This is a genomic window from Sulfitobacter sp. AS92, assembly GCF_038900015.1.
Classification (GTDB): Bacteria; Pseudomonadota; Alphaproteobacteria; order Rhodobacterales; family Rhodobacteraceae; genus Sulfitobacter.
Genome location: NZ_JBBMQL010000007.1, coordinates 201174 through 215534, shown reverse-complemented (window position 1 = coordinate 215534; position 14361 = coordinate 201174). Strand labels below are relative to the sequence as shown.

The 14361-nt window shown below is 59.9% G+C and carries 17 protein-coding genes, 1 tRNA gene and 1 rRNA gene; 7 read left to right on the top strand and 12 right to left on the bottom strand.

What is annotated here, in order from left to right:
• Positions 1-108: 108 nt before the first annotated feature.
• The 3 genes from rrf (at position 109) to aspS (ending at position 2553) form a co-directional block, all read left to right on the top strand.
• Positions 109-223, top strand: a 5S ribosomal RNA gene (gene rrf / locus WNY61_RS13925).
• Between the two features lie 222 nt (positions 224-445).
• Positions 446-522: transfer RNA gene (locus WNY61_RS13920), tRNA-Met, on the top strand.
• Between the two features lie 255 nt (positions 523-777).
• Positions 778-2553, top strand: coding sequence for an aspartate--tRNA ligase (gene aspS / locus WNY61_RS13915; RefSeq protein WP_342852015.1), 1776 nt, complete (start codon positions 778-780; stop codon positions 2551-2553).
• A 29-nt stretch (positions 2554-2582) separates the two neighbouring features.
• Here the strand turns inward: aspS and WNY61_RS13910 are convergent, their stop codons facing one another.
• The 4 genes from WNY61_RS13910 to WNY61_RS13895 all read right to left on the bottom strand — a co-directional run bounded on the left by WNY61_RS13910 (position 2583) and on the right by WNY61_RS13895 (position 4751).
• Positions 2583-3314: a BglII/BstYI family type II restriction endonuclease gene (locus WNY61_RS13910; RefSeq protein ID WP_342852014.1), complete on the bottom strand. Its 732-nt coding sequence runs from the start codon at positions 3312-3314 to the stop codon at positions 2583-2585.
• Positions 3298-3930, bottom strand: a complete 633-nt coding sequence (locus tag WNY61_RS13905) for an MT-A70 family methyltransferase (protein WP_007118014.1) — start codon at positions 3928-3930, stop codon at positions 3298-3300. Before WNY61_RS13905 ends, WNY61_RS13910 begins: the two co-directional genes overlap by 17 nt.
• Positions 3931-4042: 112 nt before the next feature.
• Positions 4043-4519 (bottom strand): hemerythrin domain-containing protein, encoded by a 477-nt coding sequence (locus WNY61_RS13900; RefSeq protein WP_342852013.1) that lies wholly within the window; start codon positions 4517-4519, stop codon positions 4043-4045.
• Between the two features lie 58 nt (positions 4520-4577).
• Positions 4578-4751: a hypothetical protein gene (locus WNY61_RS13895; RefSeq protein ID WP_342852012.1), complete on the bottom strand. Its 174-nt coding sequence runs from the start codon at positions 4749-4751 to the stop codon at positions 4578-4580.
• Positions 4752-4904: 153 nt separating this feature from the next.
• Between WNY61_RS13895 and WNY61_RS13890 the strand changes: the two genes are divergently transcribed.
• Positions 4905-5627, top strand: coding sequence for a GNAT family protein (locus WNY61_RS13890; protein WP_342852011.1), 723 nt, complete (start codon positions 4905-4907; stop codon positions 5625-5627).
• Between the two features lie 34 nt (positions 5628-5661).
• Here WNY61_RS13890 and WNY61_RS13885 read toward each other — a convergent pair whose 3' ends face one another.
• Entirely contained in the window at positions 5662-6381 is a 720-nt protein-coding gene (locus tag WNY61_RS13885) for a response regulator (RefSeq protein ID WP_342852010.1), read from the bottom strand.
• Between the two features lie 126 nt (positions 6382-6507).
• Between WNY61_RS13885 and mce the strand changes: the two genes are divergently transcribed.
• Both mce and WNY61_RS13875 read left to right on the top strand, forming a co-directional pair.
• On the top strand, positions 6508-6912 hold the full coding sequence (gene mce / locus WNY61_RS13880; RefSeq protein ID WP_342852009.1) for a methylmalonyl-CoA epimerase: 405 nt from the start codon (positions 6508-6510) through the stop codon (positions 6910-6912).
• Between the two features lie 2 nt (positions 6913-6914).
• On the top strand, positions 6915-7208 hold the full coding sequence (locus tag WNY61_RS13875; protein WP_342852008.1) for a DUF1467 family protein: 294 nt from the start codon (positions 6915-6917) through the stop codon (positions 7206-7208).
• Here the strand turns inward: WNY61_RS13875 and WNY61_RS13870 are convergent.
• The 5 genes from WNY61_RS13870 to trpS all read right to left on the bottom strand — a co-directional run bounded on the left by WNY61_RS13870 (position 7141) and on the right by trpS (position 11277).
• Entirely contained in the window at positions 7141-7875 is a 735-nt protein-coding gene (locus WNY61_RS13870; RefSeq protein ID WP_342852007.1) for an EI24 domain-containing protein, read from the bottom strand. The genes WNY61_RS13875 and WNY61_RS13870 overlap by 68 nt on opposite strands.
• Positions 7866-8438, bottom strand: coding sequence for a nitroreductase family protein (locus WNY61_RS13865; protein WP_342852006.1), 573 nt, complete (start codon positions 8436-8438; stop codon positions 7866-7868). Before WNY61_RS13865 ends, WNY61_RS13870 begins: the two co-directional genes overlap by 10 nt.
• Before the next feature lie 9 nt (positions 8439-8447).
• Positions 8448-9554 carry a class II histone deacetylase gene (locus WNY61_RS13860; protein WP_342852005.1) on the bottom strand — a complete coding sequence of 369 codons (1107 nt, stop codon included), beginning with the start codon at positions 9552-9554 and terminating at the stop codon, positions 8448-8450.
• Positions 9555-9685: 131 nt separating this feature from the next.
• The gene (locus WNY61_RS13855; protein WP_342852004.1) at positions 9686-10156 is read right to left on the bottom strand and encodes a VOC family protein; all 471 of its coding nucleotides are present in this window, start codon (positions 10154-10156) and stop codon (positions 9686-9688) included.
• Positions 10157-10260: 104 nt separating this feature from the next.
• Positions 10261-11277: a tryptophan--tRNA ligase gene (gene trpS, locus WNY61_RS13850; RefSeq protein ID WP_342852003.1), complete on the bottom strand. Its 1017-nt coding sequence runs from the start codon at positions 11275-11277 to the stop codon at positions 10261-10263.
• Positions 11278-11351: 74 nt separating this feature from the next.
• Here trpS and WNY61_RS13845 point away from each other — a divergent pair, with 74 nt between their 5' ends.
• Positions 11352-12038, top strand: a complete 687-nt coding sequence (locus WNY61_RS13845; protein WP_342852002.1) for a rhomboid family intramembrane serine protease — start codon at positions 11352-11354, stop codon at positions 12036-12038.
• Here WNY61_RS13845 and murJ read toward each other — a convergent pair.
• Positions 12035-13576, bottom strand: coding sequence for a murein biosynthesis integral membrane protein MurJ (gene murJ, locus WNY61_RS13840; protein WP_342852001.1), 1542 nt, complete (start codon positions 13574-13576; stop codon positions 12035-12037). The genes WNY61_RS13845 and murJ overlap by 4 nt on opposite strands.
• 110 nt (positions 13577-13686) lie before the next feature.
• Positions 13687-14238, bottom strand: a complete 552-nt coding sequence (locus WNY61_RS13835; protein ID WP_342852000.1) for a CHAP domain-containing protein — start codon at positions 14236-14238, stop codon at positions 13687-13689.
• Between the last annotated feature and the right edge of the window lie 123 nt (positions 14239-14361).

Here is a 14361-nt window from a genome sequence, read left to right as displayed (position 1 = left end):
GAAGCAAGACTTCAACTTATCAATCAAAAGCATACACATACAATCAGTTGTACATGACTTGGAACACGCTTTGCGCACCCGCGCAAAGCGCGTGAGGAATTTATTTGGTTTGGTGATCATAGCGCGAGCAAAACACCTGGTCCCATCCCGAACCCAGCCGTTAAGTGCCGTAGCGCCGATGGTACTGCGTCTTAAGACGTGGGAGAGTAGGTCATCGCCAAACCTAATAAGTTCCTCACATCAGTATCTCTCAACGATGACACAAATACAAAACCGCCGCTGCAGAACATGCAGCGGCGGTTTTGCGTTTCAGGCGGTGGCTTTACCTCAAAAATTTCGCATTGCGAAAGTTAAAGGCACAGGGAAAAATCTCAAGAAAAAACTGAATTTTCTGCACGAATGCCCTTGCAGCCAATCTGCGATAAGGTTAAACGGAGGGCATTGGCGCGGGATGGAGCAGCCCGGTAGCTCGTCAGGCTCATAACCTGAAGGTCGTAGGTTCAAATCCTACTCCCGCAACCAAAAACAAAAGCGCCGCACCTGAATGGGTTTGCGGCGCTTTTTGTTTTGCCGGATGCGGTCTCTGCGTCGGCCGCAACTTAGACCTTTTCGCCTCACTTTACTACGATACGCTGGCGCTCAATGCGCCGCTCAGTCCACTGTGAAGGCAAGGCAACTACCGTTTGATTAGACCTTATTGGAAGCAAACTCTTGACTTCCCGACCGTCAAACGGTGTACCTGCGCGAAACCTGAATTAGCCCTAGGAAGGGACCATCATGCACGCCTATCGTAGTCACACCTGTGCCGATCTGAGCCTTGAGAACAAGGGTGATAATGTGCGCCTGTCCGGCTGGGTACACCGGGTGCGGGATCACGGCGGTGTGCTGTTCCTCGACCTGCGCGACCACTATGGCATCACCCAGGTGATCTGCGACCCCGACAGCCCTGCTTTCGCCGAAATGGAGAAGGTTCGCGCAGAATGGTGCGTGCGTATCGATGGCACCGTAAAGGCGCGGGATGAAAGCTTGGTTAACCCCAAGCTGCCCACAGGCGCGATCGAAGTCTACGCGCGTGAAATCGAAGTGCTGGGTTCTGCCGCCGAACTGCCACTGCAGGTTTTTGGCGATCAAGAATACCCCGAAGAAACGCGTCTGCGGTATCGTTACCTCGACCTGCGCCGCGAGAAGATGCAGAAGAACATGACTCTGCGGTCTGATGTGGTGACATCCATCCGCAAACGTATGTGGGATCAGAACTTCCGCGAGTTCCAGACACCGATCATCACGGCATCCTCCCCCGAAGGCGCGCGCGACTTCCTCGTGCCGTCGCGTCTGCATCCAGGCAAGTTTTATGCGCTGCCGCAGGCGCCGCAGCAGTTCAAACAGCTTCTGATGGTCTCGGGGTTCGACAAATACTTCCAGATCGCGCCTTGCTTCCGCGACGAAGACCCGCGCGCTGACCGTTCGCCCACCGATTTCTACCAGCTCGACATGGAGATGTCCTTTGTCACCCAGCAGGACGTCTTTGACACGATCCAGCCGGTGATTGCGGGCATCTTCGAAGAGTTCGGCGGCGGCAAGAAGGTCGATGAGACGTGGGAGCAGATCTCCTACAAGGACGCCGCTCTGTGGTATGGTTCTGACAAGCCTGACTTGCGGAACCCAATTAAAATGCAGGTGGTGTCCGAGCATTTCCGCGATTCCGGGTTCGCGATTTTTGCGAAACTTTTGGAGCAGGATGGCACCGAAATCCGCGCGATCCCCGCGCCCAAAGGTGGCAGCCGCAAGTTCTGTGACCGCATGAACGCCTTTGCGCAAAAAGAAGGTCTGCCCGGCATGGGCTATATCTTCTGGCGCGATCAGGGCAACGGGATGGAAGCGGCCGGACCACTGGCCAAAAATATCGGTCCCGAGCGCACCGAAGCGATCCGTCAGCAATTGGGGCTCGATGTTGGCGACGCGGCCTTCTTCCTTGGCGGCAAGCCGAAGTCGTTTGAAGCAGTCGCGGGGCGTGCCCGCAACGTCATCGGCGAAGAGCTGAACCTCACCGACGAAAACCGTTTTGCCTTTGCGTGGATCGTCGATTTTCCGATCTACGAAAAGGATGAAGAGACCGGCAAGATCGACTTTGAGCACAACCCATTCTCCATGCCGCAAGGCGGGATGGACGCGCTGCTGGATGATCCGCTCAAGGTGCTGGGGTATCAGTATGACCTTGCGTGCAACGGTTACGAGTTGGTGTCGGGTGCTATCCGAAACCACAAGCCTGAGATCATGTTCAAAGCGTTTGAGATCGCTGGCTATGGCGAAGATGAGGTGCGCAAGCGTTTTGGCGGCATGGTTAACGCCTTCCAATACGGCGCGCCGCCCCACGGTGGCTGTGCTGCGGGCATTGACCGGATCGTCATGCTGTTGGCCGAAGAGGCGAACATCCGCGAGGTCATCCTCTTTCCGATGAACCAGCGCGCAGAAGACCTGATGATGAATGCGCCTAGCGAGCCCACAAGCGATCAGCTGATGGAATTGGGCCTGCGGGTTATCCCGCAGGAGTGATCCTGTCTAAATGAAACGCCACCCCCGGGTTACTCGGGGGTGATATTGCCCGGTAGGATGCCCAGCACCAGAACCGGGCAGCCGCCACTGCGACCGGCGGCAATGCGACTGATGAGTTTATGGGTGCCAGTGGTGCTGGCCCCAAACTTCGCGCTCACAGTCTTGTCGGTCTCATTCCCGAACTTATCGAGACAATTGCCGAGAGATTTGAAGAAATCGTTCGACAATTCGCGTGTCACGATCACACCCACATCGATTACACCAGCCTCGAAAAAACTGCGAAAGGCATAGAGATCGCGGTCGTAGGTCTGGTCTTTGCTGTTCCATTCATAGTCAAAGGCCACGCGCGCGCGCCAGAAATCGACCATGTGGTTGTGAATGAAATCCTCGCGGATGATGCGATCGACCTCGGGTGCGTTGTCGCCTTTTCCGGCGGTCAGTTGCACCAGTAGGTCGGCCTTGATCCGCACTTCCTCGTGAAAATTCTCTGCCGCGGCATACTCCGCGAAGCGGGTCGTCGCTGACATGCGGTTGCCACCGGGCGCGCGGATTTCGCTGCGGCTGATGGTGAACTGACGCAGCACGCGGATGATCGCGGCCAGTTCTTCCGGCGCGCGCTGTTGCAGTACGGCGGCGGCGCTGCGGTAACTGGTGACGGAATAGCGGTCGCGCAGATCGGCAGGCAGCAGATCTTCGACGAGCCTCTCATTGTCGAATACTGCATCGTCGATGCGCCGCGCCAGATTACTCAGCCGCGACACTGGAATTGTAGCTGTAGGTCTTCCAATCGGGCTTGTAGTCCGCCTCGGCCTGATTGCCCCAAACGGTCCAACCATCGCGCACACCGCGCCCGAACAGTTCGAGGTAGGGGCCCCAAGAGCAGCTTTCGATCAGATCATATTGCTCATCCGGTTTGCGCGAATGTTCACGTTTGCGGGTTTGCATCATGTTCACTTGGCGACGTCCTGCATCCAATGTACGCACGTTCTTTCCGCGCACGCCAAAAAGCAGAATCTCGGTCACGTTGCGGAAATAAAACCCCACACCACGCCCATCACTGCCGCCATCTTTGCGGATTTTGTGCCAAATGATGTTGGATTTATACTCAAACCCCCACGCCTTAAGCACCTGCAACCCTTCGGGCAGCAGCGCGTTGGGCACCCACATGTAGCAATGCGCGCGGTCTTCAAGGTGGTCGGCAACCGGCAGGGCGCAGATGTCATCCACCGTCATCGTGGGATAACGGGCCAAGCGCTTATGCTCGGGGGCGACCTTGCCGGTGCGGTTGGTGAAGCGCCACGGCGGGTCCGCCATGACGCAGCCAAACCGGTCTTTGCCCAGGAAGTCGCGTAGGTCTTGTGATGGATTATCGCTCATATCCAATATATTGCGTTTCCCTGCGCTTTCTTGCAACCGCAACCTGCCCATAGGGGCTGGATATCCACAAGAACGTTAAGGGAACACATCTAGCAGGCGCGACCGGCTTGGGTCAATCCTCAAGACTGTCTTCGCGCTTTTCTTCGATGAGCTTGGCTTCCTTTTCCTTCCGCATCAGGAACTTGTCGCCAAATTCGTCGTTTTGCTCCTCGCCGATTACCTTCTTGGCGCGGGTGAAAAGCTCGTCTTCTTCCTCGTCCATGTGATGTTCGTAATCATGCTTAAGCTTTTTGAAGCGAGTCAGCCAAGCAGAAGACGACATGTCAGTTTCGCGCAGCTCTTCCATTAGGTCATCAAGTTGCTGGTGCTCATGGACCGAGTGGCGCGCGTGATCTTGGCCCCAAGTTTCCGACATCAGCTTGGAATAGAAGGTCTCTTCCTCTGCCGCAGCATGGGATTTTACATCGTGATAAAAACGATCCCAAGCATCCCGTCGCTCGGCGCTGTCGCCTTCGGTATCGGCAATGGTGTTGAGCAGCGTACGGTGTTCATCGTGATCTTCTTTGATCGCATCATAAATGGAGGGCATGGGGAACTCCTTTGGTGTTACCTGTGGGTAACGCCGCAGGGACGGGCGGGTTCCCGGCTTAAAAGACTGTGCCTGTGGCCGCTTGGCTGGCGACTTGTTGAAACAGCCCACCGGCTTGGGCGTTAAACGCCGCAAAAATGACGATTACCAACCCAAGAACATTTGCGCCCACGACAATCCAGTCGACTGGCGTTTCTACCCCTGCGATGTCTTTGGCTTGGTTCCGGCTCATCTCACCCTCCCGGGGCACGGTTTGGTCTTAGCATGATGCTGAAGGTTGAATGTGGCATGAATGTGTAGCTCGAATGCCGAGACTGGGATCAATGGCGATTAAATTAAGGATATTCATCTTGCGGGCCGCGGGGGGCGGTGCATAACTTTGCCTATGAGCAACAGATCAGCCGAACGCCCTGTTGGGCCCGCTATTAAGAATTGGGCGCAGCCCCCACGGCCCGACGGTGAGGTTTTCGCGGGGCGCTATGTGACGTTGGAGCCGCTCTCAGCGGAGCGCCACGCAGCATTGCTCTACCGTGCCTATGTAGGCGAAGATCATGTTTGGGACTATTTGCCCTATGGGCCATTCTCGTCGGCATCGCAGTATCACCGCTGGGTGCGTGACAGTGAGGGGAAAGCCGATCCCTATTTTCTTGCGGTCAAAGACCTTGCACAGGATCAATGGGTGGGCGTCGCAAGCTTTCTGCGGATCAAGCCCGAGGCGGGCAGTATCGAGGTCGGCCATATCAACTTCAGTCCCGCCCTACAGCGCACCCCAGCGGCGACAGAGGCGATATTTCTGATGATGAAATGGGCCTTTGAAGTAGGCTACCGGCGGTTTGAATGGAAGTGTGATGCGCTGAACCACCCTTCGCGCCGCGCGGCGCAGCGGTTGGGGTTGAGCTATGAGGGGGTCTTTCGGCAGGCCACGATCGTAAAGGGGCGCAACCGCGACACCGCTTGGTTCGCCGCGATTGATGCAGAGTGGCCTGCGTTGAAAGAGGCGTTTGAGGCGTGGCTTGCCCCCAGTAATTTTGACGAGCAGGGACAACAGAAGGAACGGCTTGGTGATCTCACCCGCCTCGTCCGCGTGGCAAATGACCCGACCCTTTAGGTGCCCTGTTTAGGGGGCCAGTCTGCTGGCCCCGTTAAATCGCAATCTTTTCAGAGAGCCGGATCTGAATCATTCCGGCAATGGTTGCGGCCTCTGGACCCGCCGGTTTACCCAATGCGCGTTTATGCGCTAAAGCCCTCGCCGCTTCCTCTAGCCGCAGGTCATTCGCCGAACGGGCAACACCGCAGAGAAATTGCGCGACATAATCGAGCGTGAGTTCATCCGGCTCTCCGCCGAGTACGCCGGCGATATGGGCGATGTCATCTTGAAACCCTATTTGGTCCGGGGTGACATCTTCATCCGGGAGGACGCGCAGCCCCACGGGGCGGCGTTCTTCGGGGAGGGTCTTGAGAATGGCCTGCTGAAAGGATGACAGCGACGTAATCGGTTTCGCGATAAATCCATCGACTCCGGCAGCGCGGGCATCAGGCTCCATATGGCTGTCGCCCGAGATGGCGATGATCGTTTCAACCCGCGGTGTGCTTTGGGTAAGCTCGGCGATCAGGTCCAGCCCGCTGCCGTCCGGCAGGCCAAGGTCTACCAGTGCCACGGAGGGGCGGTAGACCTGCAAATGGCGCCGGGCAGAGCGCAAACTATCCGCACGCCTGATCCGCGCACCGGAACGCAGGCAGAGCAGGCGCATCGCTTCACAGGCAAAGCGGCTATCCTCCACCACAAGAACAGTTAGCCCCAAGAGCGGTCGTTCCGCCGTGGGTGCAAGGGTCGTTTTCGCAAAGGGGTCGGTATCGTCCATGATCGCCTCCAACAGCATCTCCTGCACAATCGTTACGCCGCGTTGGCTAACGACGCGTTAACGTGACGCATTGTTGTTCAGCGGATCGGCGGGCATAAAGCCGGCGAAACACGAGGAGCATTCAGGATGATCGGACGTCTTAACCATGTGGCCATCGCCGTGCCGGATCTCGATGCGGCGGCGGATCAGTATCGCCACGCGCTTGGCGCCAAGGTCGGCGCGCCGCAGGCCGAACCGGATCACGGGGTGACCGTGATCTTTATCGAACTGCCTAACACTAAGATTGAACTGCTGCACCCGCTGGGCGACCACAGCCCGATCAAAGGCTTTTTGGAAAAGAACCCGGCGGGGGGCATCCATCATATCTGCTATGAGGTCGAGGACATCATCGCGGCGCGGGACCATTTGAAATCTACCGGCGCACGGGTCTTGGGCACAGGGGAACCAAAGATCGGCGCCCATGGCAAGCCGGTGTTGTTCCTGCATCCCAAAGACTTCAATGGCGCGCTTGTCGAGCTTGAGGAGGTCTGAACATGGGGATCGTTTCGGGCCTCGTGCTCTTTGCCGTAATCTGGTCGATGACCTTTATGGTTGCCCTGCCGATCCGGGTGCAGACCCAGGGCGACGCGGGCGAAGTTGTTCCCGGCACCCATGCAGGCGCCCCGGCGCAGCATTACCTAGGGCGTAAGGCGCTTTGGACGACATTGGTGGCTGCAATCATCTGGGCGATCTGCGCCACGATTATCCTGTCGGGCTGGATCAGCGTGGCGGATATCGAAGGCTGGCTGCATCCGAATGCGGCACCAACACATGGTACAGGTGGGTAAAGGTCGCCGCCCCTAGGATCGGGATCAGCAGGTTCAGCAGCGGCACCGAGAGCGGCACTGCCATCAGCACCCCGGCCATCCAGATCGTGCCCGCATGGCGGCGGCGCAGGCGTTTCGCCTCGTCCCGCCCATGTCGGCGCAGCGCGGCGAGGGTGAAATATTCCCGCCCCAGCAAAAAGCCATTCAGCCCCCAGAAGATGAACAGGGCCGCTGGGGCGAACAGCAGGTAAAGCACCAGCGCCAGCAGGTTTGCCCCTACCAGCACGCCCATAAAGTTAACCGTATCGCGGATCGCGTCGCCGATGCTGACGCGGTGGGCCGGGGGCAGATGCGGGTAATGTACCTCTTCCACCGCATCGGCCACATCATCCAGAAATATCGACGTAATCGCCGAAGCGACGGGCACCATCAGGAAGACCGAGAGGACCATCAGTAAGATCAGGGCGCTCCAGCTGAGCAGATCGTCGAGCCAGTTTACCTCGCCCAGCACGGGCAGCCATACGTCGTCGGGCGTGACCCAGTCCACCAGATAGGCAAAGCCCGCTGTAGCCGCGATCAGCAGCGCCAGCGACAGCCCGACGCCCAGTAGAACCACCTTGCGAAAGCGCGAATCGCCCAATTGGCTAAGCGCGCGGCTAAATGACCGCAGGATTGCGCTTACAGCCATGTGGTGATCTCGTCGATATTCGGGCGCGGACGCTCGGGCGGGGCGGTGGTTTCAGTGCCGATGTGGATAATACCCGCGATGCGCTCATGCGGGGCGAGGGCAAAGCCTTCCTCCATAAAGCCCCGGTCATGGCTGGGCCAACCGCTCAGCCAATTCGCCCCCCAGCCTGCGGCAAGCGCCGCGTTGAGCAGCGCAAGGCAGACGGCCCCGGCGGAATAGGTCTGTTCTAGCGGGGGGATTTTGGGTGAGGGTTTTTGTACCTCAATCACCGCCACGGCGAGGTTGCCTTGGTCAAACTGGCCGCGCCCCTTGGCGATGTCCTCTGGCGCGAGGCCAAGGGCCGCGCTGCGTTGCTCAGCCACCTCGGCCAATCGCGCCATTGCTGTGCGGTCGATGGCCACGAAGCGCCAAGGCTCCAGCTTGCCATGATCCGGCGTGCGCGCGGCGGCGGTCAGGAGAAGGCGCAGGGCGTCGGCGTCCGGGACCGGCAAGCCGAGGGTCTTGGCGGGGCGCGAGCGGCGGTTTTGCAGAAAGGCGAGGGCGGAAGGGTCAGCTACGGGCATTTGGGTCTCTTACAGGTCCAGTTGCCGCGCCATATCGTCAATCGACTGGCGCAGGAAGGCGTCAAAGGCGGGCGAGGGTTGGCGGGCGTGCAGGGCGCGGGCCATTGGATCGGGGGCATCGATCTTGCTGCTCGCCAAAGTGGCGATCGTGGCATGGCCGCAGAAGGGGACATAGGCTTCGGAATAGCCGCCTTCGTGCACGAGGACCAGTTTGCCATCGCAGACCTTCTCAGCGGTGTCACGGATGCGCTTGGTCATCTCGGCAAAAGTCGCGGCGGTGGCCTGCATGCGCGCCAGCGGATCGACGATTGCCGCGTCATAGCCGCAGGCAACGATGATCATGTCGGGGGCGAATGCCTCAATCGCGGGGATCACCACGCGGTCCATCGCGTGTAGATAGGCGGTATGGCCCGAGCCCGCATGCATCGGTAGGTTGATGTTGTAGCCTTCTCCCGGCCCGCGCCCGCGATCCGCGAGGCCGCCCGTGTCGATCGGGTAGTTCCCCTCTTGATGCAGAGAGATCGTCAGCACGTCGTCGCGGTCGTAATAGATCGCCTCTGTCCCATTGCCGTGGTGGACATCCCAATCCAGCACGACGACACGTTTGGCCAGTCCCTTGGCCTGCGCCGCCTCAATGGCGATGGCGATATTGGCCAAGAGGCAAAAACCGTTGGGCAGATCGGGCAAGCAGTGATGCCCCGGCGGGCGGCTGAGCGCATAGGCATTGTCGAGATCGCCGCGCGCCACGGCATCCACCGCTTCTATGGCCAGCCCGGCCGACAGCGTCGCGAGTTCATAGCCGCCACGGGCAAAGGGGACCGCATGGCCCAATTCCCCGCCACCGGCATCCGAGAGGCGCTTGAATTCATCAAGGTAGGTTTCGGGATGCACCCGTGCCAGCGCTTCACGGCTGGCCGGGGCGGCGCTGCGGGTGTCGAGTTCGGCGAAAAGCCCCGTCACCTCCATGAGGTTTTTCATCCGGCGCTTGGTCTCGGGATTTTCCGGCAGGCCGCCAGCGGCTAAGGGCTGCACCAGCCCGCCCACCGGCATGGTGAAAGCGTAGTTGCCACCTGCATGCCAGAAGCAGCGTTCATCCCAGAAAAAGCCCGTCGTCATCATGTTTCTCCCTTTTAAAGCGAACCTGTCGCAGTGAGGGGGAATTGTCCATCGTGGCGGGGATGAACGCTGGTGGTCCGTCAAGTTGTGGAGGTGGGATTCGGTATTTTTAAAAGGATGAAGGAGGGCTGTTAGTTTGCCTCGGCCAGCAGGGCGGCGACATCAAGCGGACTGTTGACCATTTTTAAGCTGCCTTGTTCATCGACCGGCCAATCGGTTTGTGGCCGGTCGCGGTAAAGTTCGACCCCGTTGCTGTCTGGGTCACGCAGGTAGACCGCTTCGCTGACGCCGTGATCGGCGGCGCCATCGAGTTTGATGCCTGCATCAAGTACTCGGCGCAGGGCGCGCGCCAATTGCTGTCGGTCGGGGTAGAGAAATGCGCTGTGATAAAGGCCCGTATGGCCCGGTGGCGGCTGTGTGGCGCCAGCGCTTTCCCAGGTGTTCAGACCAATGTGGTGGTGATAGCCGCCCGCGCCCAGAAAGGCTGCTTGATCGCCGTAGCGCTGGGTCACGGCAAAGCCCAAAAGATCGCTGTAGAAGTGAATGGCGCGGTCAAGGTCGGCGACCTTGAGATGCACATGGCCGATGGTGGGGTGGTTCATCGCTTTGTCCTTTCGCTTTGCGCCAAAATGGCCGCGAAAAGGGGCAGCGGCAATTGCACAGAAAAGCAGAGGGGCTGTGCGGCTTTGCGCGCAGCCCCGGACGTTCAGCCGACCATGCCGACGATCTCATAGGTGCGCTTGAGGATCGGGGCGGTGATCTCACGCGCCTGTTCCGCGCCGCGGGCGAGGATGCGGTCGATCTCGCTCGTGTCGGCCATTAGGCGCTGCATCTCGGCGGTGATCGGGCCCAGTTTGGAGACGGCCAGATCCGCCAGCGCGGGTTTGAAGGTGCCGAATTGCTGGCCACCGACGTCGGCCAAGACTTGATCGATAGATTGATCGCTGAGGGCGGCGTAGATGTTGACGAGGTTGCGCGCTTCGGGGCGATCTTTCAGGCCCTCGGCCTCGGACGGCAGGGCGTCGGGATCGGTTTTCGCCTTGCGAAATTTCTTGGCGATCGTGTCTGCGTCATCGGTCAGGTTGATGCGGCTGGCAGGGGAGGGATCGGACTTCGACATTTTCTTGGACCCGTCGCGCAGAGACATAACGCGGGTGGCCGCGCCTTCGATGACCGGCTCGGTCAGGGGGAAGAAATCAACGCCATAGTCGTGGTTAAACTTCGCCGCGATGTCGCGGGTGAGTTCGAGGTGCTGTTTCTGGTCTTCGCCCACCGGCACATGGGTGGCGTGGTAGATCAGGATATCGGCGGCCATCAGGGCAGGGTAGGCGAAAAGTCCGAGCGACGCGGCCTCGGCATTCTTGCCGGCCTTGTCCTTCCACTGGGTCATACGGCCCATCCAGCCCATGCGCGCGACGCAGTTGAAGACCCATGCAAGCTGCGCGTGTTCGGGCACTTGGCTTTGGTTGATCAGGATGGATTTCTCGGGGTCGATGCCCGAGGCGATGAAGCCGGCGCAAAGCTCACGGGTGCTTTTCTTGAGGTCTTCGGGTTTCTGCGGGACGGTGATCGCGTGCAGATCGACCATGCAGTAGATCGACTGAACACCCTGATCTTGTGCATCGGCAAAGCGTTTGAGCGCGCCAAGATAGTTGCCCAGATGTAGATCGCCCGAGGGCTGAATGCCGGAAAACACGCGCGGGGTGAACTGGTTCTCGGACATGGAACGTACCTCTGGGCTGGAAAGTCTTGCGCGGCAGGCTTACTTCTGGCCGCGAACCCCGTCAAGGAGCGCCCATGCAAGACCCTGATTTCCAACCCCCCGTGAACCCGCTGCCGCCTGCGGTTGTTGTGCTGTTTTTAGCCATCGCCGGGGTTGAGGTGGTGTTGTCTTTGGCCGAGGCCGGGCTGGTTGGCGGCCCCGGTGCCGTGGGTTGGCGGCTAGGGCTGGTGCGCGACTATGGCTTTTCCGGGCTGATCTTTGACGCGATGATCGGCGCGGGGCAGTTCCCGGTTGAGCATATCTGGCGCTTTGTAACTTATCCGTTCATCCATCTGGGCTTTACCCATGCGATCTTTGCCGTGGTGCTGCTGCTGGCCTTGGGTAAGTTGGTGGCCGAGGCGATGGGGCAGCTAGCCTTTGTGGTGATCTTTGTCTTGTCGGGCATTGGCGGCGCGCTGGTTTATGGGGCGTTGTTGAACGACCCGGTCTGGCTGGCTGGGTCTTATCCCAGTGTCTATGGGCTGATTGGCGGCTATAGTTTTGTAATGTGGCGGCGGCTGCTTGGCTCGGGCGGGCCGCAGTATCAGGCGTTCACATTGATCGCTCTGCTGATGGGGCTACAGCTGTTCTGGGGCATCTTCTTTGAGACCGGATTTTTGTGGGTCGCAGAACTGGCCGGGTTCTTTTGTGGTTTTGGCCTGAGCTTTTTGGTCGCGCCCGGTGAATGGGCGCGACTGAGGGCGCGGTTGCAGCAGCGTTAACCGCGCCGCATTGCGCCTTTGAACTCGGACAGGCGGAAGGCGCCGATCAATTGGCCGATGCCGAAGTAGCTGATCGCGGCAATTGCAAGAAGCATCACCAGTGCCAGCCCGCGCCACCATGGCAGGCCCAGCATCGGTTGCAGAGCCGCGTTGCCCAGCCAGAGGGCCACGCCCATCGCCGCAGAGGCGATAAGGATGCGCCAGATGCGTTTATGGAAGCGCGCGTCGAACTTGGCCGCACCGCCAAATCGGCGCGCACCGATGGCAAGGCAGGCAAACATCGTCCAACCGGCCAGCGTGGTCGCAACGGCCGGGGCGATCCATCCAATGAAGGGCGCAAGACCAACGGCGAGGGCTGCATTCACCACCATGGCGACCACGGCGTAGTAGAAGGGGCGGCGGGTGTCTTCGCGCGCGAAATAGACCGGTTGCAGAATCTTTTGCAACACGAAGGACGGCAGGCCGAGACCGTAGATCATCACCGCCGTTGCAATCGCTGCGGTGTCATCAACGCCCGAGGCGCCGCGCTCAAACAACACAGTGACCAGCGCGAAGGGGATGACCATCAGGGCCACTGCCGAGGGAATGGTCAAGGCCAGTGAGATTTCAGCCGCACGGCTGAGCGCGGTCTGCGCGCCGTCGTTGTCCCCGGCGCGCAGGCGGCGCGACAGGTCGGGCAGCAGCACGATCCCCACGGCGATGCCCACGACGCCCAAGGGCAGTTGATAGAGGCGGTCAGCGGCAAAGAGCCATGAGACGGCCTTGTCATATTGGCTGGCGACCAGCTGCCCGACCACGAGATTGATCTGCATGACGCCAGAGGCAAGCGCAGCGGGCAGGGCGATGACGATCATCGCCCGCATATCTGGCGTCCAGCGTGGGCGCGTAGGCCGCAGCGGATAGCCCGCCTTAGCCGCGGCGCGCCATGTCAGCGCCAGTTGCGCGACACCGGCCAGCGGGATCGACCAGATCAGCCAAAGCGCCACGTCGCCCCCTGTGAGGGCGGCAAAGGTCATAGCGGCGATGACGAAGATATTCAGCAGCACCGGCGCGGCCGCGGCCACGGCAAAGCGCCCGGTGGCGTTGAGGATGCCCGAGAACAGCGCCGAAAGCGACATGCATAGGATATAGGGAAAGGCGATGCGGCCAAAGGCGACCGTCATGTCAAACCGGGGGTCTCCGACAAAACCTTCGGCGGTCAACCAGACCAGACCGGGCATAAAGATCATGCCCAAGGCGGTCAGCGCGAGCACCACCAGCGACAGCCCGTTGAAGGCATCGCGGGCAAATTTCCCGGCCCCTTCCTCGCCCTCTAGCTTTTTCGCGAACATCGGCACGAAAGCGGCGTTGAACGCGCCCTCGGCAAAAAACCGGCGGAACATATTGGGTAGGCGGAAGGCGGCAACAAAAGCGTCCATCACCGGGCCGGGGCCAATGAGCGACAAAAGCAGCACTTCACGCAGGAAGCCAAGCACACGGCTTAGCAGGGTCCAGACCCCAACGGTAAAGAAGCCGGACATAAGACGAATAGGTTTCATTGGGGGAGCCTTAGGTTGCGCTGGGTGATCCCTAGCGCGGCGGCTCATCCGGTGCAATGCGGGGTAATTGGCCCTGATGGGTCGCTTACCCCGCTTTGGCGGTACAACGCTTATCCGCCGGTCGGGTAGATAAAGCCGTTAACAGGATAGGTGCTGCCAAAGGCGCCGGGCTGGCTTTCGACCCGTACGGCGGACCAGTCGTTGCTGTCCGACACGTCGATGACGGCCATTTTCAGCGAGACTTGGTTGCGCTTCCAATTGGCGTGGTCCACCTTGATTTCGCGCGGCGAAACGACATCAGAGACGACGGCGATATGCCCCATGGGCAGGGAGCTGGTTCCGCTAAAGGCCATAACCGCGCCAACCACCGGTTCATCTCCGCGCGGATAAAGCCCCTTGGCCTTGTCCCACCACGTTTCCGCGTTGCCGCGAATCTGGATGCCGCTGACATTGCGGGCAAAGGGCACGCACCAAACGCGTTGGCCCTTGGCGCGCATGTCCTGGGCGGTTTGCACGGCCATGAAGTGGCGCTGGGGGTTCAAGCCACCAAAATCAAAGCTTTCGGGCACGTCAGGCGCTTTGGCGCAGGCTGCTGTCAATAGAAGTGTGGCGCAAAGAGCCATGAGGCTCCGGTTCGGCAGTGCTGCACGTGTAACGCTCATATGTCCCTCAACTACGAAATCCCGCGCTGCTGCCGGGTTGCATGGGATTTTGAGGATCCGACATGAAAAGCAAAGCGCGGAGATTCCGGGTGGCGAGAATCTGCCGGTAAGGCTGGCTCCGTG